Genomic DNA, 24,186 nt, shown 5'->3' with positions numbered 1-24,186 from the left:
GTACGGGGCTCTATCGATGACACCCGGTGAACCACTGGCCGAATTGCGTTCACGCCTTCAGGAGCAATATCGCGTGGCCGGGAAACCGAGCTACCGCGAACTCGCCAAACAGACCGGGATGAGCCACACATCGGCCAGAACGGTCATCCTCTGCGAGCGATTACCCCGCTGGGGCGCCCTGGAGCTGATCGTCGAGTCCCTGGGCGGCGCGACCGAGGAGTTCCACCGCTTATGGCTGGCGGCCGACGCCGTGGCGGCTCCGGCGGTCCGCGTTTCCGGAGAATCGGTCACGGCCGGTGCTACCGAATTCCCAACGCCACATCATGAAATTTCCGGCGCGGGTTCCCCGGCAGTCGGCGAACCGGAGATCTTCCGCGCAGAATCTCCGCCCACGGCAGCGCGGACCCCAGCCGCCACCGGACAGGACATCTCCGGCGCGGAATCTCCGTCGGCGGCCGCACCCGCCCAGCAGGCTCCGCTCGACGGAGAGCAGGAGGCCGCTTCTCCGCAACCGCGCCTTCCCGGGTTTCCGTTGTCGCGGCGGGCCGTGCTCATCTCGCTGTCGTCCGTCGCGGCCGTGGCCGCCGCCGGAGTCGTCCTGGCATCCCGGCTCCTCGGCGGCGGTCCCGCGACCCGGCAGGGCGTGCTGTTCGGCGGGCCGCTCTCCGGCGGAAACGGCGCGGTCTGGTCGGTCGCCCACGGCGTGCTCAAGGGAAGACCGGTCATCCTGTACGGCTGTCAGAACGGAACGGTGCACCTGCGCGACTTCGTCACCGGTGAACGGATCGGCGCGGTGCTCACCGGCCACAGCCGGGCCGTGTTCGCCGCGAGGATCGCCAACGTCGGCGGCCAGGCGACCGGGGTCACCGGGGCGGCCGACGGGACCGTCCGGATGTGGGATCTGGCCTCGGGTCAGGGCCGGGCGCTGAACGCCGGCAAGGAGACCGGCGGCATCAACGCCCTGGCCACAGCCACGATCCGCGACCGCCCCCACGCGTTCACGGCGGGCGACGACCTGACGATTCGCCGCTGGGACCTCGCGGCGTCGAGCCCTGCGGGCGAGGTGGTCGGCCAGCCGCTGGCCATGTCCCCGAAGGCCATCGCCGTGGGCGACGTGGACGGAAAGCTCACCGCCCTGTCGGGCGGCGACGACCGGCTGGTCCGGAGATGGGACCTCACCGCCCCCACCCCGGCGGGCGTGCCGATCGGCGGCCACGACGGCACCATCTGGAACCTCACCATGGGCCGGCGAGACAACCGGGCCATCGCCCTGTCGGCCAGTGAGGACGGCACGAACCGGCTCTGGGACCTGTCCGAACCGCAGCCCATCGGCCATCCGCTGGGCGACCGGCTGCCGAACCCGGTGAAGTGTGTGGCCCTGGCCGTCGTCGGGGGCACCACGATCGGGTTCTCCGGCGCCGACGACGGCACCCTGCGCGAGTGGGACCTGACCACGTCCACGCAGATCGGCGCGCCGCTGGAGGGGCCGAACACCGGGCCCGAGGCCATGGAGACGGCGACCCTGAACGGCAGGACCTACCTGTTCGCGGGGACGTGGGACGGATACGTCTGGCGGTTCGACCTCGGCCCTACGGCTTGAGGACGGCGTCGAGGCGTTCGTTGCGCAGGCGGTCGTACCAGGTGTCGTCGATCTGCGGCAGCGGGCCCACGGCCCAGCGCAGCAGCAGGTCGGCCAGCGCCGGGTTGCGGGCGAGGGCGGGGCCGTGCAGATACGTACCGATGATCTTGCCGGCGAAGCAGCCCTCGGTGCCGTCGCCGTTGCCGGTGCCGATGAGGGTCCGGGACAGCGGGGTGACCCCCGGGCCCAGTGCGGTCACGCCCATGTGGTTCTCGAAGCCGGTCAGGGTCGGCAGGCCCAGCGACGGGTCGACCTCGGCGGCCAGTTCGCCGACCGAGCGGCGCTCGCCCCGGCTCGAGCTGATGTCGAGCAGGCCGATGCCGGGCACCGGCTGACCCTCTTCTCCCCCGAACACCGAGCCCATGATCTGGTAGCCGGCGCAGACGGCCAGCAGGGACGCGCCCCGCTGGATCGCCCGGTGGAGGCCGCCGTCGCGCCGCAGGCGTTCGGCGCCGAGGATCTGGGGCCGGTCTTCACCGCCGCCGATCAGGTAGATGTCGCCCTGGTCGGGGACCGGGTCGGAGGACCGCACGTGCACGATCTCGACGGGGATCCCCCGGCTGCGGGCGCGCTGCTCGAGCACGAGCACGTTGCCCTGGTCGCCGTAGGTGGACAGCAGGTCGGGGTAGATCCAGACGATGCGGAGACTAGACTGCACGGCCGAACTCCGTCCGGATCGACTGGAACGCGGTGTAGTTGGCGATGACGTCGATCTCCCCTGGGGGGAGCGCGGCGACCGCCTGGCCGAAGTTGTCGACCAGGGTGAAGCGCACTCCGGCGACGTCGAGCCGCAGCGCCAGGTCGAGGCGGCGTTCGCCGGTCACGTAGACGTGGCGGCCCGACAGGATGCGGTAGTCGACGTCCCACAGCCACGAGGTGTCGCGGCCGTCGGGGCCCTGCGCGTTGACCGACAGGATGATCGGCCGCTCCGCGCGGGTGACGTCGAAGGCCTCGAGCCAGCCGGCCGGGTTCTTGGCCAGCAGCAGCTTCATCACGCGGCCGTTGCGCTCGACCGTCGTGTAGCGCCCGGCCACCGAGGTGACCTCGCGCAGGCGGGGCAGCGCGCGCTGCGGATCGAGGCCGAACGCGGCGGCGGTGGCCAGCGCCATCACCGCGTTGGAACGGTTCGCCACGCCCGGGAGCTGGAGGTCGAGCCGCCAGCGGTTGCCACGTGGGTCGACCGCGTCTTCGCCGTCGAGGATCCAGTCGGGCTCGGGGCGGCTGAACGTGCACTCGCGGCAGGCCCAGTCGGCGTTGATCATGCCCTCGGCACGGTCGAGCGGGCCGCCGCACTCGGGGCAGCACCACGAGTCCTCGTGCCAGCGCTGGCCACCGGCGACCCAGGTCACCCGAGCGGCCGTGGAGGCGCCCCAGGTCACCAGCGGGTCGTCGCAGTTGGCGATCACGTGGGCGGGCTTGCCGGCCAGGGCGCGGCGCCACTTCTGGGCCAGCAGCCAGATCTCGGCGGCCCGGTCCATCTGGTCGCGGCTGAGGTTCATCAGCGTGACGACGCCGGCCTCGGTGGTGCTCAGCACCTCGGGCAGGTATTTCTCGTCGACCTCCAGCACCCCGTAGGGGGCGCTCTTCTGCGACGAGAGCGCCGAAACGTGGCCGGCCGGCATGTTGGCGCCGAACGCGTTGGTGGCCACCTCGCCGAGCTCCTGAAGCGCCGAGGCGATCAGGCGGGTCGTGGTGGTCTTCCCGTTGGTGGCGCTGACGAGCGCGAGCTTCTTCTCGGTGGCGAGCTTGCGCAGGAGGTCGGGCTCCAGCAGCAGGCCCACCCGGCCGCCGATCACGGATCCGTCGCCGCGCCCGGTCGCCCGGGACAGCGTCGCGGCGGTGCGTCCGAGCGCGCTGGCGAGCTGGGCGCGCAAGGGCAACTGACTCATGCGGTGATCCTATCCGCGCTCGGCGGGGACGGGGTCGGTGAAGGACAGCTCCGCCGGGGTGTCTCCGTCGAACGGGAGAACGAACCGGCGCGGCCAGGAAAGTACCGTTTCCAGCCACGCCGCCCCCATCGTGTGGGCGACATGCCGGATTCGTTCTCGGGGCTCGACACCGACCGCGACGGTGGAGATGTCGCGCTGGATGCCCTCGTGCTCGTCGTCGCCGAGGATCACCCGCCAGGCCAGGGCGCGGTTGCGGTCGACCTCCATCGACAGCGGGTGATGGCGCAGGGCCTTGGCCCGATGTCCGAGAAGTTCCGTCCTGGTCTCCACCGCGACGCCGCCCCCGTTCACGCCCGCGTGGAGGTAGGGGCGGCCTGATGGGTCCGTACCGAAAAGGGCGTATTCCATCGACGGCGCCGGGCTGCGCAGGTTGGGCGCCGGGTGGCCGTAGGGGAACAGGCGGTCGACCTCGTGCAGCCAGCGGATCTGCGGGATCACCCACGCCGGGCCCGGCTTGTCGCCGGCGCCCGAACCGGCCAGGAGCGCGGCGGCCACCTCGGCGGCCTTCTCGGTCAGCAGGGTCGGGTCGAACCAGGTGCGCAGCGACCAGGCGCGGCGGGCGACGCTGCGCTCCACGAGCGTGGCCAGCAGGCAGTCGCGGCGTCTGGTCGGGAGTTCCGACCAGATGTCGGCCAGGATGCGCGGCACCCCGGGCAGCGACCGGTTCGCGACGAACGACAGGGTGACGGTGTCGGTCCAGATCCGCAGCCACGCCCACTCGGGCGCGACGGCGAGCAGGTCCGCTTCGCGGACCTCGAAGAGCGTGCAGGCCTTCGCGGTACGGCACTCTCGCCCGCAGGCGACCGACCGGCGGCCCTTGATGGGCGGCGCCGGGCTCTGCCGCACCTGCTCCCGGTCCTCCCCCAGCGGCACCTGGATCCGCAGCGGCCGGTCCATGCCGTCGGCGAAGACCGCCGCGAAGCCCGGCTGGAGCGACACGACCTGGCGCGACTGCTCCTCCGACAGGTTCATCGCCGCCCCGACCAGCAGCCGGTCGTCTTCGGCGGGCAGCCGGTGGACGACCTTCAGCGCGGTGTTCTTGACGACGTCCGAGACGAGCTTGGTGGGGATCTGCTCGGCCACGACGATCCCCTCGCCGTAGGCGCGGATCTCGGCCAGCATGCCCGCGAGCAGCTCGACCGCGTGGGTGGAGGCCCGCTGGGAACCCCGGTCGCGCAGCAGCCGGTGGGCCTCCTCGATCACGATGACGTGCCGCAGGCCCTTGGTCTTCTCCTGGCGGGCGCGCATCCGCAGGTGCTCGACGATGCGGATGATCAGCGTGCCCATGAGGAACGCCTTGTCCTCGTCGTTGGCGACGTCCTCGATCGCGAGCACCACGTTGCGCTGGAGCAGGCCGCCGATGTCGGCGGGGTGGCCGCCCTCGAAGAACCGCCCGGCCGAGCCGACGCGCAGTGATCGCAGACGCAGGGAGATGAAGCCCTCGACGTCGGCCTGGACCTCGTTGCCGTAGCCGATCTCCTGGATGACCTCCAGGGCGTGCTGCTGGAGCTGCTCCAGGGTCGGCACCTGGGGCTGCACCGCGGCTCCGGGGATGCCGCCGCCGGTGACGACGTCCCAGCCGTTGGCCTCGTAGACCCGCTGCAGGGCCAGGGACATGATCTGCGGGAACGGCTCCTCGGCGTCGAAGGCGGCCATGAACAGGGCCCTGACCATGTCGATGTGGGCCTGCACCGGGTAGCCCGGTTCGGGGGCCAGCGGGTTGACGCTGAACGGCACGTCGCCGGGCGCCGACGGGTTGATCACGGTCACCGGGGCCAGCTCTTCGATGCGACCGGCCATGGCGGCGTACTCGGACTTGGCCGGTTCGATGGCCAGCCACGGGATGCCCGCCCTGGTGAGCTGTTCGAGCAGGTGGCGGACGGTCTGCGACTTGCCGGAGCCGGTCGCGCCGGTGACGAAGGCGTGCCGGTTCAGGGTGGCCAGCGGGACCCGGAAGGTGCCGACGGTGCGGTCCTGGCCGTCGACGATGGCCCCCAGGTCGAGCATGTCGCCGCCGGTCGAGTCGGCCTCGCTGGTGACGTCGAAGAAGCCGGCGTCCAGGACGCGTACACCCGGAACCTCACGCCTGGGGAGCCCGGCCAGGGCCGCGAGCGCGCCCGCCGTGGCGGCGAAGGGCGCGGCGGCGCTGTCGGTCGGGTCCTGGAAGTTGACGTTGAGGGCCTCGGTGAAGCTGTAGACGGGCTCCTGGGCGGTCGGCCGGGCGGGGCCCGCCATCGCACTGCGCAGGCGATAGGGGTGGTGGCTCATCTCCACCGAGCCGACCAGTACCGGCGCTATCTGGCGGAGCTCCTCCGGGCCCGCCGCGCCCGCCAGGACGCGCACGTTCCACAGGCCGGCTTCGCGGAAGGCGTCGAGCTCCTGCATGCGGCGCTCGGCCCGCTCGGCGTCGTAGCGGGACCGCTCCGAGGCGTCGCCGTACTGGCGCAGCACGTTGAGCTGGGTGCGCAGGTGGGCGACCTCGGCGTCGAGCAGGTCAGTCGGCTCGGCGACGACGACCCAGCCGAACGGGCGCGACATCAGCGTCGTCAGGGTCGACTCGAACAGGGTCGGCTGCTTCGGCTCGTCGGGCTCCGGCTCGCGCCGCCCGTTGAGCGGCGGGGCCTGGCGGCCCGGACAGGGCGTCCAGACCAGATCGGCGATGTCGGCGAGCCAGTCGTCGCCGATCTCGATGCCCCGGGCGCCGCCAGGGAACAGCAGCGGCTGCGGCCCCGTCGGCACCACCTCGATCGCCGTGACGGCCGCCCGGCGCGGGGACCTCGGCGGCGTCAGCGGCCCGGCGTTGGTGATCAGTTCGAGCGGCGCCCCGGAACCCCGGGACAGCCAGCCGATGACGAAGGGCCGATCACGCTGCGCGGCGGACAGCACGGCGGGCAGCACGTTCACGAAATCCCACTCGGCCGACGACGTACGCGAGGGAGCGGTGATCGCCTGGATCCGATACCACGGCCCGCTCAGGGGGAACGGTTGCATGAGACCCCTCTCTGCCAGGCTTTCACGGTCCTTTGCCGATCATGGTCACATAACCCTGTTGACGAACCTCTTACCGAGGCCTTGCCTCTTGAGGCAAGTTCACAACGCGAGCCACGGCCGGCCTTCGGCCGTCCGCGTCTCGCTTCAGGGTTTGCGCCAGTCAAGGCGGGGCGGGGGCGGACCGAGGTTCGGTGGCGGTGCTTCTTCGTCGGGTTCGGGGGGCAGCACTGGCGGGGTGGCCGCGAGCGACCTGACCTCTTCCAGCGTGGTCTTCGGGAAGGTCAGGATGGCCGGGTTGGCGTCGGCGAGCCGCACCTCGCGGCCCTCGGCGGTGGCGTGGGTGACGATCACCGAGGTGGTCGGCAGCTGCTGCAACTGGTGGGGCTCGACCAGGAACTCGCGTGATCTCTGCATGACCCCTTCGCCGACCGTACCGGCGTTGCGGCCCCATTCGGTCGACTCGGTGATGCCTTCTTTCAGATCGCCTTCTGAGAGGGCTCCCTTGGCGGTACGCCCCTCGCCCACCGTCGAGGTGTAACTCCCCCTGGCCCCGTTGACGGCGGAGCTCACCGACTCGGTGAGCTGGGCCAGTTCGAGCCGGTGCTCGGTGCCGACGTGCTCGCTGGCGACCCGGGCGTCTTCGGCGTTGCCGAGGCGCATGAAGGCGACGGCGGCGTGGCCCCGTCCGAGGCGCTCCCTGACGGTCGGGGTCAGGGCTCGGTAGGTGAGGACCAGGCCGGTCTTCGACGTCTCGCAGGCGTCCATCAGACGGTCGAGGACGTCGCCGCGTAACTTGTCGGCCCCGGCCACGATGATGGTGTGGTGCCAGGGCCGCTCGCCGGCCGGCGACTGCCGCAGGATGTGGGTCAGCGCGGTGGCCACGTAGGTGCCGAGCACCCGGTTGCCGAACACGCCCGCCTGGCGGTCCATGCTGACCACGCGTAGGCGCGCTGGGGGCAGCCGGACGGCGTCGGCCCCCAGGGTCTCCAGCTTGCGTAGCTGCGACTCCAGCGCCCAGGCACGTTCGATGACGACCCGGTCGGCCACGCCCCGGCCGAAGAGGGTCCCGATGCGTTCCAGCTGGATCGCGGTGAGCTGCCCCGACTTCAGGTCGTCGCGCGGGTCGCCCACCTGGGCGAGGGCTCTCAGCGCGGCGGTGACCTGGCTGATCGTGGCGTTCTCGCCGAGCACTTCGAGGACGCGTTCGAGGATCGCGTTGTCGAAACCGATGTCGCGGCTGGTCTCCTCGCTGACGCTGACCACGTGGGCCAGCACGTCGGCGAACGCCTCGGGCTTCAGCGTCGCCCCGAGGTCGAGCTTGGGCAGATCGGAGGGGAGCACCCAGACGAGCGGGTCGTCGCCGCCGCGCCGGGCCAGCTCGATCAGGTCTTTGGCGATCACGCCCTCGGACAGGTCGAGGACGGTCAGATGGCCACCGCTGTAGAGGCGGGTGGCGCCTATCAGGGTGATCAGGGCCGACCAGCCGGGGAGCGTGCCCCCGGCGACGTCGATGCGGTCGATCGCGTCGGGGACGGCGACGGCGTACCAGCTGATCTGCTTGTCGTAGACCGCCTTGCGGTCGGCCCACTCGCGGTAGCGCTCGGCGTGCTCCTCCTGGAGCCGGATGTTCTCGCGCTCGCGCTTGGCCCGGCCGCGCTCGGCCTGGGCGAGGCGTTCCTGGACCCGGAACCGGACCGCCCGGTTGCCCTGGTTGAGGGCGAAGGAGCACACCCCGAAGACCACGGCGGCGACGATCACGCCCATGCCGACGAACGGCCAGCCGATGATCCCGGCCAACCCGAGCAGCGCGACGGCCACGGCGAGCCCGGCCACGACGTTGCGCAGCAACTTGACGGGCCGGTTCAACAGGTCTTCCTGTAGTCGTTCGGCGCGCAGGAGTTCGGGACCCCGATCGGGGGGTAGCTCGGCGTCGTCGCGCGGGGGGCGTTTCGGCGGCGGGCCGGGGTCGGGGTGCAGCAGAAGGTACTGCCACCCGAGGTAGATACGGTCGGCGCGCAACTCCGCGTGCTCGGGGTGCGCGTCGGTCAGCCTGCCCATGGTCGCGCCCGGCCCCTCCGTATTCGTCGTAGGGTCAAAGCGTAGGAGCTACCTACCCTGTCAGGGCAGGGTTCTCGCCATTCGGACGTGTTTCCCACCAAAGATAGGGACGATTGCGGCGGATGGGTCGTGTGTGGGCGTACTACCATCCATTGCCATGAGTTATGGACCGGTGCGCGTGCCCGTGGTGGCGCTGCCGCCCGTCTCCGGACTCGGGTTGGCCGCCACGACCGGCAGGCTCGATGAGCAGCCGGATTCCCCGTTCACACACGATCAGGCGCCCCGCGCGACCCGGTTCGTCAAGGTCGTCGGCCTTGCGGAGAGCGGCCGTCGCCCGGTGGAATTAATACCCAAGGTCACCAGCGATGGCGACCAGACCGAAAACAGCGGTGCCGGCGGATTCGTCGAAGAATCGATCAGCCGCCGCGGCCGGCGTGAATACTGGCAGGTCGGGCCGGTCCGGTTACGGCCGCACAACCGCGCCCCGGATGTACGGATAGATCTCGGGCTGACCGGCGGCGTCCCGCCGGTGGAGCACCACGCGCTGGCCCCGGAGGGCACGTGAACCAGCAAGAGCCACCCCGCGACTGGTTTTCCCCACCGCCGTCGCAGCCGACCGAGATCGACGACATCACCTATTCGGGACCGCTCCCGCAGATGATTCCGTCCTACATCCCGCCGCTGGCCCCGCCCAGCGACGTGCTGGTCTGGCCGCCACCGCCGCCTCCCCCCGCGCCGGAGGAGGACGACGAGGGCTACTCGACGCAGCCCTTCCCGGCCATCGCGGCGGGACGTCCGCTGCCGCGCGTCCAGCCGCACCCCCAGCCCACGCCGCAACCCCAGTCCCAGCCGGCGTTCCAGGAGCCCTTTCCGCCGTTCCCCGACCCGCCGCCGCCCCCGGTCCGGGACGAGCCGCCCTCGCCGCGTCGCGCCAAGCCGGCCGAGCTCGAGAAAAAGAAGAAGGGCTGGGGCCGCTTCTTCGGCTGAGCCGCCGCGCGCCCACCCGTCCCAAAGGTCAAAGATCGGCCGTCCGGGCTGGTCAACGACGGGTATGCGGGGGGCGAGGTGGGACACTCCCTGAAGTCGTAGATCGGGGATTCAGACAGTGAGTGCGGAACGGGACGCCGGCCCCGGCCGGAGCCCGGGTTTCCTGCTGTGGCGGGCGACCCTTCGATGGCAGCGGGAGATCACCACGGCGCTGAAGACGATGGGCCTGACCCACGTGCAGTTCGCCCTCCTCGTCGACCTGTGGTGGTTCGACAATCAGGGCGTCCGTCCCAGCCAGCGCGAACTGGCCGAACACGCCACCATCGATGTGATGATGACGAGCCAGGTGGTCAGGGTGCTGGAGGTCAAGGGCCTGCTCGGCCGGGAGGACGACCCCGCCGACATGCGCAAGAAGGTGCTCGCGATCACCGACGAGGGCCGCCGGCTGGCCGAACGCGCAGCGGGGGTCGTGGAGACCGTCGACCACGAGTTCTTCAAGGTCGCCGGGCCGCACAACGCGCTCATCGACGTGCTGGAACAGCTGGCCGGACAACGCTGAAGACCCGGCCTGCGGAACAGGCCGGGTCTTCGGAAAGTGCGCTCAGACGGCGACGGCGAGCTGGGCGACCTCGCCCAGCTTGGCCTCGACCGCGACGTCCTTGGTCCGGCCGCCGCCCGCGATGATGCGGACGGTCCACGAGCCGGGGGCGGCGAAGAAGCGGAAGATGCCCTCGTCGGAGACGACGACCTCGCCGGTGAACTCACCGGAGTGGTCGAGAAGGCGGGCGTAGGCGGTGCCCGCGCCGGTGACGACGCCCTGGATCACGGCCTGCTTGGACAGATCGATTCCGGTCGGCAGCGCCACGGTCTGCTCGGGCGCTGCGCACCCCTGAGTGGTGGTCATCGGGCCTCTCCCAGTTCCACGGGCACGCCCACGAGCGAGCCGTATTCGGTCCACGAACCGTCGTAGTTCTTGACGTTGGCCTGGCCGAGCAGCTCGTGCAGCACGAACCAGGTGTGGGCGGAGCGCTCCCCGATGCGGCAGTAGGCGATGGTGTCCTTGCCGAAATCGACCCCCGCCTCGCCGTAGAGGGTCTTGAGCTCGTCGTCGGAACGGAAGGTGCCGTCGTCGTTCGCGGCCTTCGACCACGGGATGTTGCGCGCGGTCGGGACGTGGCCACCACGCTGCGCCGCCTCCTGGGGCAGGTGCGCGGGGGCCAGCAGCTTGCCGGTGAACTCGTCGGGCGAACGGACGTCGACCAGGTTGAGCTTGCCGATCGCGGCCACGACGTCGTCGCGGAAGGCGCGGATCGAGGAGTTCTGGTCCTGGGCGGTGTAGGTGGTGGCCTCGCGGCTCACAACGTCTTTCACCAGTTCGCGGGAGTCGAGCTCCCACTTCTTGCGGCCACCGTCGAGCAGCTTGACGTTCTCGTGGCCGTAGAGCTTGAAGTACCAGTAGGCGTAGGCGGCGAACCAGTTGTTGTTGCCACCGTAGAGGACCACGGTGTCGTCGTTGCCGATGCCGCGCGACGAGAGCAGCGCCTCGAAGCCGGCCTTGTCGACGAAGTCGCGACGGACCGGGTCCTGCAGGTCGTCGCGCCAGTCGATCTTGACGGCGCCGCGGATGTGACCCTTGTCGTAGGCGCTGGTGTCCTCGTCGACCTCGACCAGGACGACTCCGGGCGTGTCGAGGTTGGCCTCGACCCAGTCAGCGTCGACCAGAGCAGCGGAGCGGCTCATGAGTAATTTCTCCCAGGTTGTAGACGGCGGATGAGCAGATACATTTCGCAGCCCAAGCAGAAGTCGAAGGCGGCGTTGAGGAAGGCGGCCAGCAGTGCCGCTGCTGTCGCACCCAGGGCCAGAGGAATGATTCCGAAGGAGAAACCGATCAGGCCGACGATGGCGAAGAGGATGCCCACGCCCTGTGCGAACTGGGGCGGTCGTGCGTCCTCGAGTTCCTGCGGCGGTCCGAGCCGTGGCCTTACGAACTTCCTGAAGAAGAGCCCGTAGGGCGGGTGGCCGAAAGCGCCGAACGCGAAGACGATCGCCTGGAGCGCCAATAACCAAGCGCTGCCCGTGACGAGGACTGTCGCTAGAACCAGAGTGGTGACGGCCGCGCCGAAGCGAGGGCCTCGGGGATCGACTTGCATCGTCGGATGCTCCTGATGGGTTTCGTGACTGCGGCGGTGAATGCCGCTGGAATCACCCTCAGGCCATGCGACAGAGAGCCGTCGCGACGCGGCAGAAATCAACCGCCCGTCGCTTCGTGAGCTTCTCTGTCGTGGGAGTCATGAGAGCGACAGTACCTTTCGTCTCGCCATCTGTCACATGCCGTCCGCTTACTGAGACGGATTGTCCACGGCCAAAGCGAGGGCCGCGATGACGTCGGCCTTCCTGGGCTGGCCAGATGCCCTTTTGACGATATTTCCGGATCTATCGAGGACGAAAACAGTCGGCGTTTTCATCACGTCGTGGGCCCGCACAAGATCGAGTCTCGACTCGGCGTCGATCTCCACGTGACGGACGCCCGGCACCATCGCCGCCACGTCCGCGAGCACCCGCCGGGTCGCCCGGCACGGCTGGCAGAAAGCGGACGAGAACTGGACGAGCGTGGCCCGCTCCCCCAGCGGCTCACCAAGATCCATCGCCCCGTCTTTCCCGCGGAACGTGCCCGCGCGCGCCTTCAGCAGGAACCCGGCCAAGGTCCCGGCCGCGAGCGTCACCGCGAGCACGACGAAACCGGTCATTCCACGGGCAACCACCGGGGCCACCCGGTAATTCCCGAGTCAGCCGACGGGAATAGTGATGAGCCCAGTGCCGTTGGCGGCCCGCAACTCGAACCTGGCGATCTCGCTGATCGGCAGCATCGTCGAGCCGCGGAAGCTGGCGGTGCCGTCCTCGTAGGCGCCGCCGGCCTTGACGTCCCAGCTCGCCACCGACGTTTGCGGGCCCTGACGCGAGATCGCGAACAGCTCGGACTTGGTGTCGACGGGAACGCCGGTCATGGTGGCGAGCACCTCGGTGCCGCCCTCGCCCGGGGTCAGATCGAGCTGCAGTGTGACCTTGCCCCGTGAACCCTTGACCGTGACGGGCTCCTCGGTGACCATCTTGGCGATCGCGGGCTCGCTGGGCTGGGTGGCGTCGGCGGGAGGGCTGGTCGCGGCCTCCGGAGCCTTGCTGGCCTGCGGCACCCTCGTGCGGGCAGCCGCCGGCTCCTCGGACGGGTCGACCTTGATCTCCATCGGGCCGGTGCCCGCCACGTCGCTCTGGGCGGACTCCGGCGCCGGGGCGTCGGCCTCGCCGAATCCGTGTGTCGGGGCCTGCGCGGCGGAACTCCCGGCCGTGGCAGCCTCCGGTGCGGCGCCGGCGGCCGTGGAGGCCGTCATCTCCGGGCCTGCGCTGTTGAGCAGGGTCGCGCCGCCCCAGGTCACGATCGCGACGGTCGCGGCCAGGCCCAGCATCGTGCGGGTGATCCGGCCGCGCCGGTGGCGCTTGGCCGAGTCGGCCAGCAGCCGGTCGAGCACCGCCCGGGGCGGCGTCGCGGCGAACTCCACGTCGGCGGCCGACACGCGGTCGAGCATCGGCGGCAGGCCGGACAGCTCGGCCAGTTCGGCCTGGCATTCGTCGCAGGTGTCGAGGTGGGCCTCGACCATGGCGGTCTCGCGGGCGTCGAGGGCGCCCAATACGTAGACACCCAGAGAGATCTTGACGTCGTCGTGGTTCACGGCGCGAGCCCCCGCTCCTCCAGCGCCAGCTTGAGCGCGCGCAGCGCGTAGTAGGTGCGCGACTTGACGGTGCCCGGCGGGATGCCGAGCGACTCGGAGGCCTCCTTGACCGACTGGCCGCCGTAGTAGACGGCCAGCAGGACCTCACGGTGGTCGGGCCGGAGCGAGGCCAGCGCGTCAGCGATGGCCCACGACTCGACGGCCTTGTCGAGTTCGTCGGCGGCCGGGAGGATCGCCAGCGCCTCGTCGCCGGTCTCCTGCGGGCGGGACTTGCGCGCCCTGGCCTGGTCGACGACCAGGTTGCGGGCCACGGTGAACAGCCACGCCCGGACCGGGCGGTCGGCGATGGGGTTCTTCCAGGCCCGGAGGATGGTCTCCTGCACGATGTCCTCCGCCCTCCCCGGGTCACCGGTCAATCGCAGTACGTAACCGTAGAGCGGCCCGGCGTGATCGTCGAAGAGGGCCCTCACGAGCTCCTCGTCGGCCGTACCGGCTGTGCTCACATCCTCAGAACGCACCCGGCGGCGCTTCGGTTCACCGCGAAAGAGGGACATCGGTCGCCGTCGCGTCGATGGCCAGACCGCCGCCCGGGGCGGACCGGACCTCGGTGATCTTCAGGTCGAGCGGGAGGCCCTTCACGGGCACGGTGAAGGTGATCAGGCGTTCGGCGTTGGGCACGGTGAACCCGCCCGCGATCGTCACCTTGGCCGGGGTGAGGCGCAGCACACCGTCTTTGACCTCGACCTTCATGTCGGCGGTCACCGGCACCTTGTTGCCCAGAGCGGTCACCTCGCCGGAGACCCGGACCGTGCCGTTGCCGCCGCCACCCTCGATCTTGATGCCGCGCGGCGCCCGCGCGTTGAGGGCGTCTTCGGAGATCGTGACCGTGCCGGTGACCTTCTCGGCGGTGATCTTCGTTCCCGAGGCGTTCTGGATCAGGTCCATCAGCGGCGCGTCGACTCCATAGAGGGTCGCCTGTACGTCGCTGAGCTGGATCCCCTCGCGCTCGATGTCGCCGATGTCGATGGCGATCTCCTCGTAGCGCCCGCCGATCGCCTGGGTCAGGAACGGCACCCCTCTGACCTGCACGGTCGGCGGGACGTTGAGATCTGCACTGGCCTGGATCTGCTTGGCGATCTCGCGCTGCACACCGGCGACGGCCACGCGGTCAAGCACCACGGCCAGCACGATGAGCACGAGCAGCGCCACCACGAGCTTGCGCACCGCATCCTCCGTGGGCCGGGGGGTTTCGGCTCAGCCTATCCGCCTGCAAACGGCGGCAATACCTCAACCGTGACACCTTCGGACAGTTCGACGGTGCGGTGGTCGCGGGTGCCGGCCGGATTCCCGTCAACGAGGAACGAACAGCGCGGCAGGACCCTGGCCAGCGCCTCGTTCCTTGTGATTTTGGTAACAAGCTCGGCAAGCGTTTCCGCGTCGAATGTTTCCTCCGCGATCCCCGCCGCCTCCTTCGCCGCGGCCCAAAAACGCACAGTTCCCCTAGCCATACGCCTCTCCAGCCCCATTTCCGCACACTCACAGTGAGCATTTGGATACGGTGATTCTCCACGTGAAGTGCTGTTCACACGGTGGACGCACATTGGACGCAAACTCGCTGTGGGCTAATCTACGAGCAACGGGACCTGGGCGACGTAGCCCCCGGGTCCTTACGTGTTTCTACGGCCCTGCCGTTGACGCGGATCGAAGGAGGCGAGCCTGTGATCGTGCACAGCGCGGTGCTCTCCCGGCACGCCCGCCCGTTTGGCGAGGAGGCCTCATGAGCAATCTGCTACTGCTCACCAACGCACTTGAACCGTCCGCCGAAGTCCTGCCGGCGCTCGGGCTGCTGCTCCACTCGGTTCGGGTCGCCCCCGCCGAGGGGACCGCGCTGCTCGACGCGCCGCCAGCCGACGCCATCATGGTCGACGCGCGGCGCGAGCTCGTCCAGGCCAAAAGCCTGTGCCGGCTGCTGCGCACCACCGGAATCGACTGCCCGCTCCTGGTCATCGTGACCGAGGGCGGCCTCGCGGCGATGACCGCCGAGTGGGGAGCAGACGATGTCATCCTCGACTCCGCCGGCCCGGCCGAGGTCGAGGCGCGGCTGCGGATGGCGATAGGGAAGCTGTCGCTGGCCGCCGCCGAGGAGGTGCCCGACGAGATCCGCAGCGGCGATCTGGCGATCGACGAGGCGACCTACACGGCCCGCCTGCGGGGCCGGGCGCTCGACCTCACCTTCAAGGAGTTCGAGCTGCTCAAATACCTGGCCCAGCACCCGGGGCGGGTCTTCACCCGGGCCCAGCTCCTCCAGGAGGTCTGGGGTTACGACTACTTCGGCGGCACCCGTACCGTCGACGTCCACGTGCGGCGCCTGCGCGCCAAGCTGGGCGCCGAATACGAGGCGCTGATCGGCACCGTCCGGAACGTCGGCTACCGCTTCGTGCCCGACCGCGGCAACGAGATGGCCCAGGAACTGGAAGCCGCTCGCCGCTAAGCATGGGAAAAGCCCCCGGTCGCCGTTGACCGGGGGCTTTCCTGTTCTCTGGAGCAGGGGTTACGGCAGGACCGTGATGTGGTTGGCGACCGGGGGGGCCACCGGGGAGTTCGCGGTCAGGTAGGCCTCGAACGCGTCGATGTCGAGCGGGCCGCTCCACAGGCCGGTGCCCTGGGTGAACGCGAGGAACGCGTCACCGCCACCGACGAGGAAGTTGTTGGCCGCGACGCGGATCGACTGGGTCGGGGTGACCGGGACGCCGTCGATCTTGATGTTGGACACCTTCGAGCCCCAGGCGGCGCTGTTGCTGTAGGAGTAGGTGAAGTTCGACGACGGCTGCAGGATCTTGGTGAAGGCCTGGTTGTTCGGGCCGCCCACCCACTGCTGCTCCAGGACCAGCTTGAGCTGGGCGCCGGTCAGCGTGACGACCTGCACGAGGTTGTTGAACGGCTGCACCGCGAAGATCTCGCCGTACGTGGTCACACCGGGGCCCTCGCCGGCGGGCGAGCTGGCGTAGGTGAGGGTCGTCCGGATGCCGCCCGGGTTCATCAGGGCGATCTCGGCGTTGCCGCCGGTCTTGGCGGATTCGAGCTGCGAGTCGGCGATCAGGTTGCCCAGCGGGGACTCACCCGAGGGGACCGCGACGTTGGTGATGTCGGCGGTGATGTCGCCGACCTTCTTGTTGGCGACGGTCGCGACGCGGGCCTTCCAGTCGTTGATGAACGACACGGTGGCCGGGTCGGGGGTGACGGTGCGGCGCACGACGGTGTTGTCGGCGACGACGGACGAGCGGACGATGTCGCCCGTCTCCTTGTCGATGTTGAAGTCGATCTGGGTCAGCACGCGGCCGAACGACGAGCCCTGCGTGTAGACACGCTGCTGGCCGGCCGGGTCGGTGGCCTTGCAGATGTAGGCCTGGTGGGAGTGACCGCTGATGATCAGGTCGATCTCGGGGTCGACGCCCTCGGCGATGCGCGAGCCGGGGCCCTTGGTGATCGGACAGGCGTCGGGGCTCTGGTTCGGGGTGACCTGGTCACCCTCGTGGACCAGCACGACCTGTGCCTTGATGCCCTTGACCTCGCGGAGGTACTCGGAGGTCTCGTTGGCGGCGGCGACCTCGTCGGTGAAGTCGAGGCCGGCGATGCCGGACGCGGTCACGATCGTGGGCGTGGTCTTGGTGACCAGGCCGATGAACGCGACCTTCTCGCCGTTGATGCGTTCCACGTAGTAGGGCGAGAGGGCCGGCTTGTTCTTCTTGGTGTCCGTCACGTTGGCCGCGATGAACTCGAAGTCGGTGCCCTTCCACTTCTTACCGGGGACCGAGCACCCGTCGACCGGGTGGCACTTGCCCTCCATCACGCGCTTGAGCTCGGTGATGCCTTCGTCGAACTCGTGGTTGCCGGCGCTGGAGGTGGCCAGCTCGAGCGAGTCGAGGAACGCGACCGTGGGCTCGTCGTGGAAGGCGGCCGACAGCAGCGGCGAGGCGCCGATCAGGTCACCGGCCGCGACCAGGACAGTGTCGCGGTTGCGCTGCTGCTTGACGTAGGTGGCCAGGTAGGCCGCGCCGCCCGCGCCGTCGACGATGGTGCCGGTCTCGTCGGCGATGCGGCCGCTGGACCCCGTGGGGGGCTCGAGGTTGCCGTGAAGGTCGTTGATCGAGAGAATCCGGATCGGAATCAGCTCGTCCTTCTTGTCCTTGCCGGACGCGCTCGCACCCGCGGGGCCGATCGCGAGGGCTATAGCACCCGCCGAGGCGATCGCGGCCACGGCGAGTCTTCTGAGGGAAGCAGGGGTCATGGTACTTGAGCCTAGAGTGACCACCTGGCCAGCCCATGGCTCAAAGGTAACGATTCCCCGGCGTGACACCTGGCGGGATTTGCCAGTCGGGGGTCCGTAGAGTGCGTTCCATGAACGCGCACGTGGAGATCAGGGAACGACTGGATGAAGACACGGTTTCCGAGGTCCAGCGCCTCGTCCAGGCCGCAACCGACGTGGATGGCGTCCGCCCGCTGAACGAGCACGTCATGCTCCATCTGCGGTACGGGGGCGACCCCGGCGCCAAGAGCGCACTTTTGTACCAGTCGGGCGTTTTGTCAGGTTTTGCCCATTTGGATCAGACGGACCAGGTCGAGGGGCCTTCGGGGGAACTGGTCATCGACCCCTCCGCCCGGCGGCGCGGCCTGGGGCGGATGCTGCTCGACGCGGTCCTGATGGAGACCGGCGGGCGGCTACGGCTGTGGGCCCACGGCGATCACCCCGGCGCGGGCCGGATGGCCGCCTCGGCCGGGTTCCAGCGGGTGCGCTCGCTCTGGCAGATGCGCCGCAGCCTGAACGCGCCCTTCCCGGCGGCGCGCGTGCCGGAAGGCGTGGAGATCACGACCTTCGAAACCGGCCGGGACGAACGGGAGTGGCTCGCGCTCAACGCGCGCGCGTTCGCCCACCACCCGGAACAGGGCTCCTGGACCCTCGACGACGTGAAGCAGCGGGAAGGCGAGCCGTGGTTCGACCCGGCGGGGTTCTTCCTGGCCTTCCGAGGTCAGACGATGGCGGGTTTCCACTGGACGAAGGTCCACGGCGACGGCGGCCACGGCCACGAGCGCGTCGGCGAGGTCTACGTGGTGGGCGTCGACCCGTCTGAGCAGGGGTCGGGCCTGGGGAAAGCGCTGACGTTGACCGGGCTCTCACACCTGCGGTCTCTGGGGTTGTCCCAGGTGATGCTGTATGTCGACGAGGAGAACGGCGCGGCGATCCGGCTGTATGAGGGCCTGGGCTTCACCAAGTGGGACGTCGACGTGATGTACGCGCCTGCGCGGTGAACCCACCCGGGCACGTCCTGTGGAAAACGGTGCCGGTTGCCCGTGACGGCGGGCTGCCGGGAGCGCGGGTCTGGCGCCGGATGAGGAGCGCGCCGGAAGCGGCGGGCGGTGCCGATGTGGGCGGAGCCGTAACGGAAAGAACGCTTTGAAAACAGGCGCGCGATCTGGCTGATCGCGCGCCTGTTGTCTCATTCGATGATCGCGTGGGCGACCCAGTAGGTGACAGCCGCCACGATGCCGGCGGCCGGGATGGTCAGCACCCAGGCGGTGACGATGTTCCCGGCGACGCCCCAGCGCACGGCCGACAGGCGCTTGGTGGCGCCGACGCCCATGATCGCGCTGGTGATCGTGTGGGTGGTGGAGATCGGGGCCTGGAAGCCGATGGCCGCGACATAGAGGACGGTCGCGGCCGCGCTTTCGGCCGCGAAGCCCTGGGGCGGGTTGAGGGCGATGATGCGCCGGCCGAGGGTCCGCATGATGCGCCAGCCACCCGCGTAGGTGCCGAGCGAGATCGCGGCGGCCGCGGCCAGGATCACCCATTGCGGAATGCTGTCGCCGGGAGCGGCATATCCCCCCACGACCAGGGCGAGGAAGATCACACCCATGGTCTTCTGCGCGTCTTGGAGCCCGTGACCGAGCGCCATGGCGGCGGCGGACACGGTCTGGGCGTACCGGAAACCCCGGCCCGTCGTGTGCGGGTTCGATTTGCGGAAGATCCACAAAATGGCGATCATGATGCCACCCGCGAGGGTGAACCCGACGAGCGGCGACAGGATCATCGGGATGACGACCTTGTCGAGCACCCCGTCCCAGTGGATGGTCACGCCGGCCGCGAGCGCCGCCCCCACGAGCCCGCCGATGAGGGCGTGGGACGAGGAGGAGGGCAGCCCGTAGTACCAGGTGATCAGGTTCCAGACGATCGCTCCGACGAGCCCCGCCCCCACGATGACCAGCCCGTGAGTGCCTTCAGGCGGCTCGATGATGCCGCTGCCGACGGTCTTGGCGACCTGCTCCCCCAGGTGCGCGCCGATGAAGTTCATGACAGCCGCCATCAACAAGGCGGCCCGAGGAGTCAGCGCCCGCGTCGAGACCGAAGTCGCGATCGCGTTGGCCGCGTCGTGGAACCCATTCGTGTAGTCAAACACCAGTGCGATGACGACCACACTGATGACGAGCGCAAGCTCCACTTAACTTTCCTTGACCGCAATCGACTCGACCGTGTTCGCGACATGCTCGAACGCGTCGGCAGCCGACTCGAGCTGATCGATGACCTCTTTCATCTTGAGTACGGTCAGCGCGTCGTACTCGCCCGAGAAGAGCTTGGCCAGCAGCCGCCGGTAGACCTGATCGGCCTGGTTCTCAAGCCGGTTGATCTCGATCCAGTATTCGTTGAGGTTGCTCAGCGAGCGGAGGCGAGGCATCGCCTCAGCCGTCAGCTCAGCAGCACGTTCCAGCACCTCGACCTGCCGCACGACTTCCTTGGGCAGATGATCGATCTGATAGAGCACGATCAGATCGGCCGCCGCCTCCATGAAGTCCATGACGTCGTCGAGGTTGGATGCCAGCTTGTAGATGTCTTCCCGGTCGAACGGTGTGATGAAGCTCTCGTTCAACCGGTTGAGGATGGCGTGAGTACGCTCGTCGCCCGCGTGCTCACACGCGCGCATCTTCTCAGCGAGAGCCTCACGGTCGGAACCGTCACTGATGATCTCGACCAGCAGCCGTGACGCTGTGACGAGGTTGTTCGCCGAGTCGGCGAACAAGTCGTAGTAACTGTCCTCACGGGGCGTGAGACGCAGACGCACGTGGATCTCCAGATGTGCGGGGACTGTCCGCAGAGAAGAGTAGAGGCAACCAGGCAGAACGTGAACTTAAGGCAGATGTCACCTAATGGTTGCCCAATGGGCTTCCCCTGACACATAAGGTTCTTTGCCCGTTTTAGATCTTGATGCGGTGGAAGTTCAAAAACGATCTAGACGGGGTGGGCCCCCGCTGGCCTTGGTACCTGGAGCCGTACTTGGCGGAGCCGTAGGGATGCTCGGCCGGGCTGCTCAGCCGGAAGAGGCAGAGCTGACCGATCTTCATACCGGGCCAGAGCTTGATGGGGAGCGTGGCGACGTTGCTGAGCTCGAGTGTGACGTGACCGTCGAAACCTGGGTCGATGAAGCCTGCTGTCGAATGGGTGAGGAGGCCCAGCCTTCCCAGGCTCGACTTGCCCTCCAGACGCGAGGCTATGTCGTCCGGGAGCGAGATGACTTCGTAGGTGCTGGCCAGGACGAACTCTCCGGGGTGGAGGATGAAAGGTTCGTTGTCGGCTGGTTCTACGAGTCTGGTCAGGTCGGGCTGCTCGACCGCGGGATCGATGTGGGGGTAACGGTGGTTCTCGAAGACCCGGAACATCCGGTCCAGCCTCACGTCGATGCTGGACGGTTGGATCATGTCGGGGTCGTAAGGGGTGAGACGGACTCTTCCCTTGTCTACCTCGGCTTTGATGTCGCGATCTGAAAGCAGCACGGACCACAGGGTAGTGGGAATCGAGACGTGGGCTTGGTCGGGATCATGTAGAGTGGGCGATGCACCTCGCGGGTGTAGTTCAATGGCAGAACATCAGCTTCCCAAGCTGACAGCGCGGGTTCGATTCCCGTCACCCGCTCCACTCACGAAGGCCCAGGTCGGGGAACACATCCCAACCCGGGGCTTGATTGTTCCAATGCCTTTTGGTCTTCGCGTGCCATCAGCCCTTGGTCAGCTCACTGGAGCAGGAGCTCCGCACGTACCATGAGCCCCGTGCCCAAGCTTGGATGCCTCTGCGGCTACATTCACGACCTCTCGCCCATCCCTGATGAGGGCTATGTGATCTTCCCGGACGCCGCGCCGGAGATAATCCTGTGGCCAACCAAAGAGCAGGTCGACACCGACGAGCGAGCGAAGGCGATCGTAACGAAAACCGGTCTCCTCTACGAATGTCCGCACTGCGGGCGGCTCATGTGGCGAAAGCAGGGCGAGACCGAGTTCCGGATCTACCGGCCCGAGTAGGGCTTTCGCCGCCGTAGTGATGAGGTGACAGATGGACGGGTCATGCCTCCCCCGTTGATCGCCGTGCCAGATGCGTGCCAGAACGGACGGTGATCAGCGGTAATTCGCGGGGACTCACGGTCCCTTAACCAGCCTTGACCTGCACCCCCGTTTCCCCAGCTCAGCACGGCAAGATCAGTAGCCTATTCCCAAGCTGACAGCGCGGGTTCGATTCCCGTCACCCGCTCTTGGCGAGCCTTGCTTGGCGCTTTTGGCGCCTTCGCGGGGCTTTCGTATTTCTGGGGGACGACCCCCAGACCCCCGCTGCGAAGGGACTTCGTCCCCTCGCGCTCCCCCTGGTCCGCTGTCGCGTCCCCGTCGTCGCTTCGCTCCGGGCCGCTTCGCTCCGGGCCGCTTCGCTCCGGGCCGCTTCGCTCCGGGCCGCTTCGCTCCGGGCCGCTTCGCTCCGGGCCGCTTCGCTCCTTGCGAGGGCGCTCCGCCCCTCGCGCTCCCTGGCAAGGCCTCGCTTCGCTCGGGCTGCTGCTCGCTTCGCTCGTCAAAATCATTTTCTGTTACGGCTTCGCGTGGCCGGCCACGCGACCAGCTCCAGCCACCAGACCACTACGCCGACAAGGTGATGTCTGCCCAGACTCCTGCCGGATCTGGTCATACCTCACGACAACCCGGCGAGCAGCGGTTACCCAATCGCTGGCAGGGCTGAAGGCGTAAGCCGGTCGGCCAGCATTGACGTGCGTCCTGGCTCAGCTCCCGTTCGTCCAGCCGTCATCACAGCGCGACCAGGTCGATCGGAAGATCGGGACCCGGACTTTGCTGGCCCTCCCGACGCATCTCAGTCGCTCCCCCACGATCAGCCTGGCAGTATCAAAGCAGAAGGGAGACATCATGAACTTCGATCGGATCAGCGTCGAGCCCGACAAGCTCGAGGGCAAGCCCACAGTCCGGGGTCTGCGCATCAGTGTTGAGACCGTGGTGCGACTGGTCGCCGCGGGATGGGCGTTCGATGAGATCCTTGCCGAGTACCCTGACCTGGAACGCGAAGACATCAAACAGGCCCTTGAGTATGCGGCAGCGTCCACCAACGTTCACTTCTACCGCCTCCGCGAGCCAGCGTGAAGTTCCTGATCGACGAGAACCTCTCACCTCGCGTGGCCGAACTGCTGACCAAGGCCGAGCACGATTCGGTTCACGTCCGTGATCTCGGAGCAACGAGTGCGCCAGATGTGACGGTCATGGCCCTCGCGGTGGCCCAGGACCGCGTCATCATCTCAGCCGACACCGACTTCGGAGCACTGTTGGCCCAGGCTCGCACGGCAAAGCCATCAGTCATCCTGGTGCGGGAACTACTGGAGCTTCGAGCACCAGACCTGGTCAACATCATCATTGGCAATCTCGACGTTCTCGAACCGCATCTTCAGGCAGGTGCCGTCGCTGCGTTCACCACCTCCGGAATTCGCGTCCGAGCACTACCTCTTCGCTAAGCGAGAACCCCGTCCACTACCCAAACGGTTCGGCACCACTGACAGCCTGCTCATAGGTCGTTCACTCTCCTGCCGGACGCGGGGACGACCAGCGACTACCTCGTGCCAGATGCGTGCCAGAACAGCCGGGCAACCCCGGTCACTCGCGGCGACGTACGGTCAACCGGCCCACCGTGACCTGCACGCTGTTTCCCCAGCTCAGAGCAGCAAGATCAGCAGATGATTCCCAAGCTGACAGCGCGGGTTCGATTCCCGTCACCCGCTCTCGGCGAGCCCTGCTCGATGGCCTTCGGACCACCTTCGCGGGGCTCTTTTAGTCTCGGGGGGCGACCCCCAGACCCCCGCTGCGAAGGGACTTCATCCCCTCGCGCTCCCCTTGGCCGCTGTCGCGTCCTGATGTCGCTATCGCTCCGGGTCGCTTCGCTCCTTGTGAAGGTGCTCCGCCCTTCGCGCTCCCCGGCAGGGCCTCGCTCCGCTCGGACTGCTCTCGCTTCGCTCGTCAAAGCTTTTCTGTTACGGCTTCGCCTGGTCGGCCACCCGACCACTGTGGCCGACCAGGTCAGTCTGCGGAGACGCTTGCCGAGCCTGCTCGTACCTCAAGAACCTTAAGCTGATCGTCTATGCAGACATCCCCCGAGGAAGCCATCCAACTAGACGTTGTCGACCACGAAGGAAAGACCACAGGGGCGACCCTTACGCTCTATGACTCTGTGCCGGCCCGGCTCACATTCAAGTGCCGCAGCCTCCTAATGGATGTAGAAGGCGAGGACTTGCTGGATTGCCTCATTGATCTCCGTCGCCGATTGGAAGCCGAAGGCCTCAACCTTTGCTGCCAAGGAGCACGAGCAGATGTCTGGCCATCAGGCCTGCTTCGACAGTTCACCAACGGCCGCTTCGGATACGTCTTGGCTTCCAAACCTCCAGGGAACCCACCCGAGGAAGTCGACTTGTTCGCACCGGCTCAGCCCCACGAGATAGCTTCAATCGAGCAACAACGTGAAGCTGTCTTCCGGTGG

At 68.4% G+C, this 24,186-nt stretch carries 27 protein-coding genes and 1 tRNA gene; 11 read left to right on the top strand and 17 right to left on the bottom strand.

Annotation, left to right across the window (positions count from 1 at the left end; translation table 11 throughout):
* Positions 1-73: 73 nt before the first annotated feature.
* Positions 74-1,600 (top strand): WD40 repeat domain-containing protein, encoded by a 1,527-nt coding sequence (locus AW272_RS22815; protein WP_157518718.1) that lies wholly within the window; start codon positions 74-76, stop codon positions 1,598-1,600.
* Here the strand turns inward: AW272_RS22815 and AW272_RS22810 are convergent.
* From AW272_RS22810 to AW272_RS22795, 4 genes are all read right to left on the bottom strand, one after another.
* Positions 1,590-2,297, bottom strand: a complete 708-nt coding sequence (locus tag AW272_RS22810) for a type 1 glutamine amidotransferase (protein WP_066368736.1) — start codon at positions 2,295-2,297, stop codon at positions 1,590-1,592. The genes AW272_RS22815 and AW272_RS22810 overlap by 11 nt on opposite strands.
* Entirely contained in the window at positions 2,287-3,528 is a 1,242-nt protein-coding gene (locus AW272_RS22805; RefSeq protein WP_066368733.1) for a MurT ligase domain-containing protein, read from the bottom strand. The genes AW272_RS22810 and AW272_RS22805 overlap by 11 nt, the downstream gene beginning before the upstream one ends.
* A gap of 9 nt (positions 3,529-3,537) precedes the next feature.
* Positions 3,538-6,579, bottom strand: coding sequence for an ATP-binding protein (locus AW272_RS22800; protein WP_066368731.1), 3,042 nt, complete (start codon positions 6,577-6,579; stop codon positions 3,538-3,540).
* Between the two features lie 144 nt (positions 6,580-6,723).
* Entirely contained in the window at positions 6,724-8,637 is a 1,914-nt protein-coding gene (locus tag AW272_RS22795; RefSeq protein ID WP_245657684.1) for a hypothetical protein, read from the bottom strand.
* Between the two features lie 157 nt (positions 8,638-8,794).
* Here AW272_RS22795 and AW272_RS22790 point away from each other — a divergent pair, with 157 nt between their 5' ends.
* From AW272_RS22790 to AW272_RS22780, 3 genes are all read left to right on the top strand, one after another.
* On the top strand, positions 8,795-9,202 hold the full coding sequence (locus AW272_RS22790; protein ID WP_157518717.1) for a hypothetical protein: 408 nt from the start codon (positions 8,795-8,797) through the stop codon (positions 9,200-9,202).
* The gene (locus AW272_RS22785) at positions 9,199-9,624 is read left to right on the top strand and encodes a hypothetical protein (RefSeq protein ID WP_066368727.1); all 426 of its coding nucleotides are present in this window, start codon (positions 9,199-9,201) and stop codon (positions 9,622-9,624) included. Before AW272_RS22790 ends, AW272_RS22785 begins: the two co-directional genes overlap by 4 nt.
* 118 nt (positions 9,625-9,742) lie before the next feature.
* A complete protein-coding gene (locus tag AW272_RS22780; protein ID WP_066368725.1) occupies positions 9,743-10,183 on the top strand; it encodes a MarR family winged helix-turn-helix transcriptional regulator in 441 nt (146 codons plus the stop codon).
* 42 nt (positions 10,184-10,225) lie between these two features.
* On the opposite strand, the gene AW272_RS22775 is transcribed toward AW272_RS22780, so the two are convergent.
* The 9 genes from AW272_RS22775 to AW272_RS22740 form a co-directional block, all read right to left on the bottom strand.
* Positions 10,226-10,528 carry a DUF1416 domain-containing protein gene (locus AW272_RS22775; RefSeq protein WP_062345247.1) on the bottom strand — a complete coding sequence of 101 codons (303 nt, stop codon included), beginning with the start codon at positions 10,526-10,528 and terminating at the stop codon, positions 10,226-10,228.
* Positions 10,525-11,364: a sulfurtransferase gene (locus tag AW272_RS22770; protein ID WP_066368723.1), complete on the bottom strand. Its 840-nt coding sequence runs from the start codon at positions 11,362-11,364 to the stop codon at positions 10,525-10,527. The genes AW272_RS22775 and AW272_RS22770 overlap by 4 nt, the downstream gene beginning before the upstream one ends.
* Entirely contained in the window at positions 11,361-11,774 is a 414-nt protein-coding gene (locus AW272_RS22765) for a DUF4395 domain-containing protein (protein WP_066368716.1), read from the bottom strand. The genes AW272_RS22770 and AW272_RS22765 overlap by 4 nt, the downstream gene beginning before the upstream one ends.
* 58 nt (positions 11,775-11,832) lie before the next feature.
* A complete protein-coding gene (locus AW272_RS46065; RefSeq protein ID WP_369408764.1) occupies positions 11,833-11,916 on the bottom strand; it encodes a putative leader peptide in 84 nt (27 codons plus the stop codon).
* Between the two features lie 47 nt (positions 11,917-11,963).
* On the bottom strand, positions 11,964-12,269 hold the full coding sequence (locus AW272_RS22760) for a TlpA family protein disulfide reductase (RefSeq protein ID WP_245657703.1): 306 nt from the start codon (positions 12,267-12,269) through the stop codon (positions 11,964-11,966).
* Positions 12,270-12,410: 141 nt separating this feature from the next.
* Positions 12,411-13,349, bottom strand: a complete 939-nt coding sequence (locus AW272_RS22755; RefSeq protein ID WP_066368711.1) for an anti-sigma factor family protein — start codon at positions 13,347-13,349, stop codon at positions 12,411-12,413.
* Positions 13,346-13,852, bottom strand: a complete 507-nt coding sequence (locus AW272_RS22750) for a sigma-70 family RNA polymerase sigma factor (protein ID WP_066368708.1) — start codon at positions 13,850-13,852, stop codon at positions 13,346-13,348. The genes AW272_RS22755 and AW272_RS22750 overlap by 4 nt, the downstream gene beginning before the upstream one ends.
* 31 nt (positions 13,853-13,883) lie before the next feature.
* Positions 13,884-14,573, bottom strand: a complete 690-nt coding sequence (locus AW272_RS22745; protein ID WP_066368706.1) for an LmeA family phospholipid-binding protein — start codon at positions 14,571-14,573, stop codon at positions 13,884-13,886.
* A gap of 35 nt (positions 14,574-14,608) precedes the next feature.
* A complete protein-coding gene (locus AW272_RS22740) occupies positions 14,609-14,857 on the bottom strand; it encodes a MoaD/ThiS family protein (protein WP_066368704.1) in 249 nt (82 codons plus the stop codon).
* 269 nt (positions 14,858-15,126) lie between these two features.
* Between AW272_RS22740 and AW272_RS22735 the strand changes: the two genes are divergently transcribed.
* A complete protein-coding gene (locus AW272_RS22735) occupies positions 15,127-15,840 on the top strand; it encodes a winged helix-turn-helix transcriptional regulator (RefSeq protein WP_066368703.1) in 714 nt (237 codons plus the stop codon).
* A gap of 60 nt (positions 15,841-15,900) precedes the next feature.
* Here the strand turns inward: AW272_RS22735 and AW272_RS22730 are convergent, their stop codons facing one another.
* The gene (locus tag AW272_RS22730) at positions 15,901-17,637 is read right to left on the bottom strand and encodes a bifunctional metallophosphatase/5'-nucleotidase (RefSeq protein ID WP_066368701.1); all 1,737 of its coding nucleotides are present in this window, start codon (positions 17,635-17,637) and stop codon (positions 15,901-15,903) included.
* Positions 17,638-17,747: 110 nt separating this feature from the next.
* On the opposite strand from AW272_RS22730, the gene mshD reads away from it, so the two are divergent.
* On the top strand, positions 17,748-18,656 hold the full coding sequence (mshD, locus tag AW272_RS22725) for a mycothiol synthase (RefSeq protein ID WP_066368699.1): 909 nt from the start codon (positions 17,748-17,750) through the stop codon (positions 18,654-18,656).
* Between the two features lie 188 nt (positions 18,657-18,844).
* On the opposite strand, the gene AW272_RS22720 is transcribed toward mshD, so the two are convergent.
* From AW272_RS22720 to dcd, 3 genes are all read right to left on the bottom strand, one after another.
* Positions 18,845-19,843: an inorganic phosphate transporter gene (locus tag AW272_RS22720; RefSeq protein WP_066368697.1), complete on the bottom strand. Its 999-nt coding sequence runs from the start codon at positions 19,841-19,843 to the stop codon at positions 18,845-18,847.
* Complete coding sequence (locus AW272_RS22715; protein ID WP_061295129.1) at positions 19,844-20,461, bottom strand: DUF47 domain-containing protein; 618 nt, start codon at positions 20,459-20,461, stop codon at positions 19,844-19,846.
* Between the two features lie 133 nt (positions 20,462-20,594).
* The gene (gene dcd / locus AW272_RS22710; protein WP_066368695.1) at positions 20,595-21,170 is read right to left on the bottom strand and encodes a dCTP deaminase; all 576 of its coding nucleotides are present in this window, start codon (positions 21,168-21,170) and stop codon (positions 20,595-20,597) included.
* 68 nt (positions 21,171-21,238) lie between these two features.
* Between dcd and AW272_RS22705 the strand changes: the two genes are divergently transcribed.
* From AW272_RS22705 to AW272_RS44415, 5 genes are all read left to right on the top strand, one after another.
* Positions 21,239-21,312, top strand: a tRNA-Gly gene (locus AW272_RS22705).
* A 131-nt stretch (positions 21,313-21,443) separates the two neighbouring features.
* Positions 21,444-21,692, top strand: coding sequence for a DUF8617 domain-containing protein (locus AW272_RS22700; RefSeq protein WP_157518716.1), 249 nt, complete (start codon positions 21,444-21,446; stop codon positions 21,690-21,692).
* Positions 21,693-22,574: 882 nt separating this feature from the next.
* Positions 22,575-22,805, top strand: coding sequence for a DUF433 domain-containing protein (locus tag AW272_RS22695; RefSeq protein WP_062431300.1), 231 nt, complete (start codon positions 22,575-22,577; stop codon positions 22,803-22,805).
* Complete coding sequence (locus tag AW272_RS22690) at positions 22,802-23,170, top strand: DUF5615 family PIN-like protein (RefSeq protein ID WP_066368690.1); 369 nt, start codon at positions 22,802-22,804, stop codon at positions 23,168-23,170. Before AW272_RS22695 ends, AW272_RS22690 begins: the two co-directional genes overlap by 4 nt.
* Before the next feature lie 620 nt (positions 23,171-23,790).
* The coding region (locus AW272_RS44415; protein ID WP_218011022.1) for a hypothetical protein at positions 23,791-24,186 on the top strand (396 nt) is incomplete at its 3' end.

It is taken from the genome of Herbidospora mongoliensis, from assembly GCF_001570545.1.
GTDB classification, from domain to species: domain Bacteria; phylum Actinomycetota; class Actinomycetes; order Streptosporangiales; family Streptosporangiaceae; genus Herbidospora; species Herbidospora mongoliensis.
Note: the sequence above shows the minus strand (reverse complement) of the source record. Positions and strands in the feature narration are given on the sequence as shown.

Bases quoted from the DNA above. Each gene is read 5' to 3' on its own strand.
- AW272_RS22805 (WP_066368733.1), bottom strand. From the start codon at position 3,528: ATGAGTCAGTTGCCCTTGCGCGCCCAGCTCGCCAGCGCGCTCGGACGC.
- AW272_RS22800 (WP_066368731.1), bottom strand. From the start codon at position 6,579: ATGCAACCGTTCCCCCTGAGCGGGCCGTGGTATCGGATCCAGGCGATC.
- AW272_RS22795 (WP_245657684.1), bottom strand. From the start codon at position 8,637: ATGGGCAGGCTGACCGACGCGCACCCCGAGCACGCGGAGTTGCGCGCC.
- AW272_RS22790 (WP_157518717.1), top strand. From the start codon at position 8,795: ATGAGTTATGGACCGGTGCGCGTGCCCGTGGTGGCGCTGCCGCCCGTC.
- AW272_RS22775 (WP_062345247.1), bottom strand. From the start codon at position 10,528: ATGACCACCACTCAGGGGTGCGCAGCGCCCGAGCAGACCGTGGCGCTG.
- AW272_RS22770 (WP_066368723.1), bottom strand. From the start codon at position 11,364: ATGAGCCGCTCCGCTGCTCTGGTCGACGCTGACTGGGTCGAGGCCAAC.
- AW272_RS22765 (WP_066368716.1), bottom strand. From the start codon at position 11,774: ATGCAAGTCGATCCCCGAGGCCCTCGCTTCGGCGCGGCCGTCACCACT.
- AW272_RS46065 (WP_369408764.1), bottom strand. From the start codon at position 11,916: ATGACTCCCACGACAGAGAAGCTCACGAAGCGACGGGCGGTTGATTTC.
- AW272_RS22760 (WP_245657703.1), bottom strand. From the start codon at position 12,269: ATGGATCTTGGTGAGCCGCTGGGGGAGCGGGCCACGCTCGTCCAGTTC.
- AW272_RS22740 (WP_066368704.1), bottom strand. From the start codon at position 14,857: ATGGCTAGGGGAACTGTGCGTTTTTGGGCCGCGGCGAAGGAGGCGGCG.
- AW272_RS22735 (WP_066368703.1), top strand. From the start codon at position 15,127: ATGAGCAATCTGCTACTGCTCACCAACGCACTTGAACCGTCCGCCGAA.
- AW272_RS22730 (WP_066368701.1), bottom strand. From the start codon at position 17,637: ATGACCCCTGCTTCCCTCAGAAGACTCGCCGTGGCCGCGATCGCCTCG.
- mshD (WP_066368699.1), top strand. From the start codon at position 17,748: ATGAACGCGCACGTGGAGATCAGGGAACGACTGGATGAAGACACGGTT.
- AW272_RS22695 (WP_062431300.1), top strand. From the start codon at position 22,575: ATGAACTTCGATCGGATCAGCGTCGAGCCCGACAAGCTCGAGGGCAAG.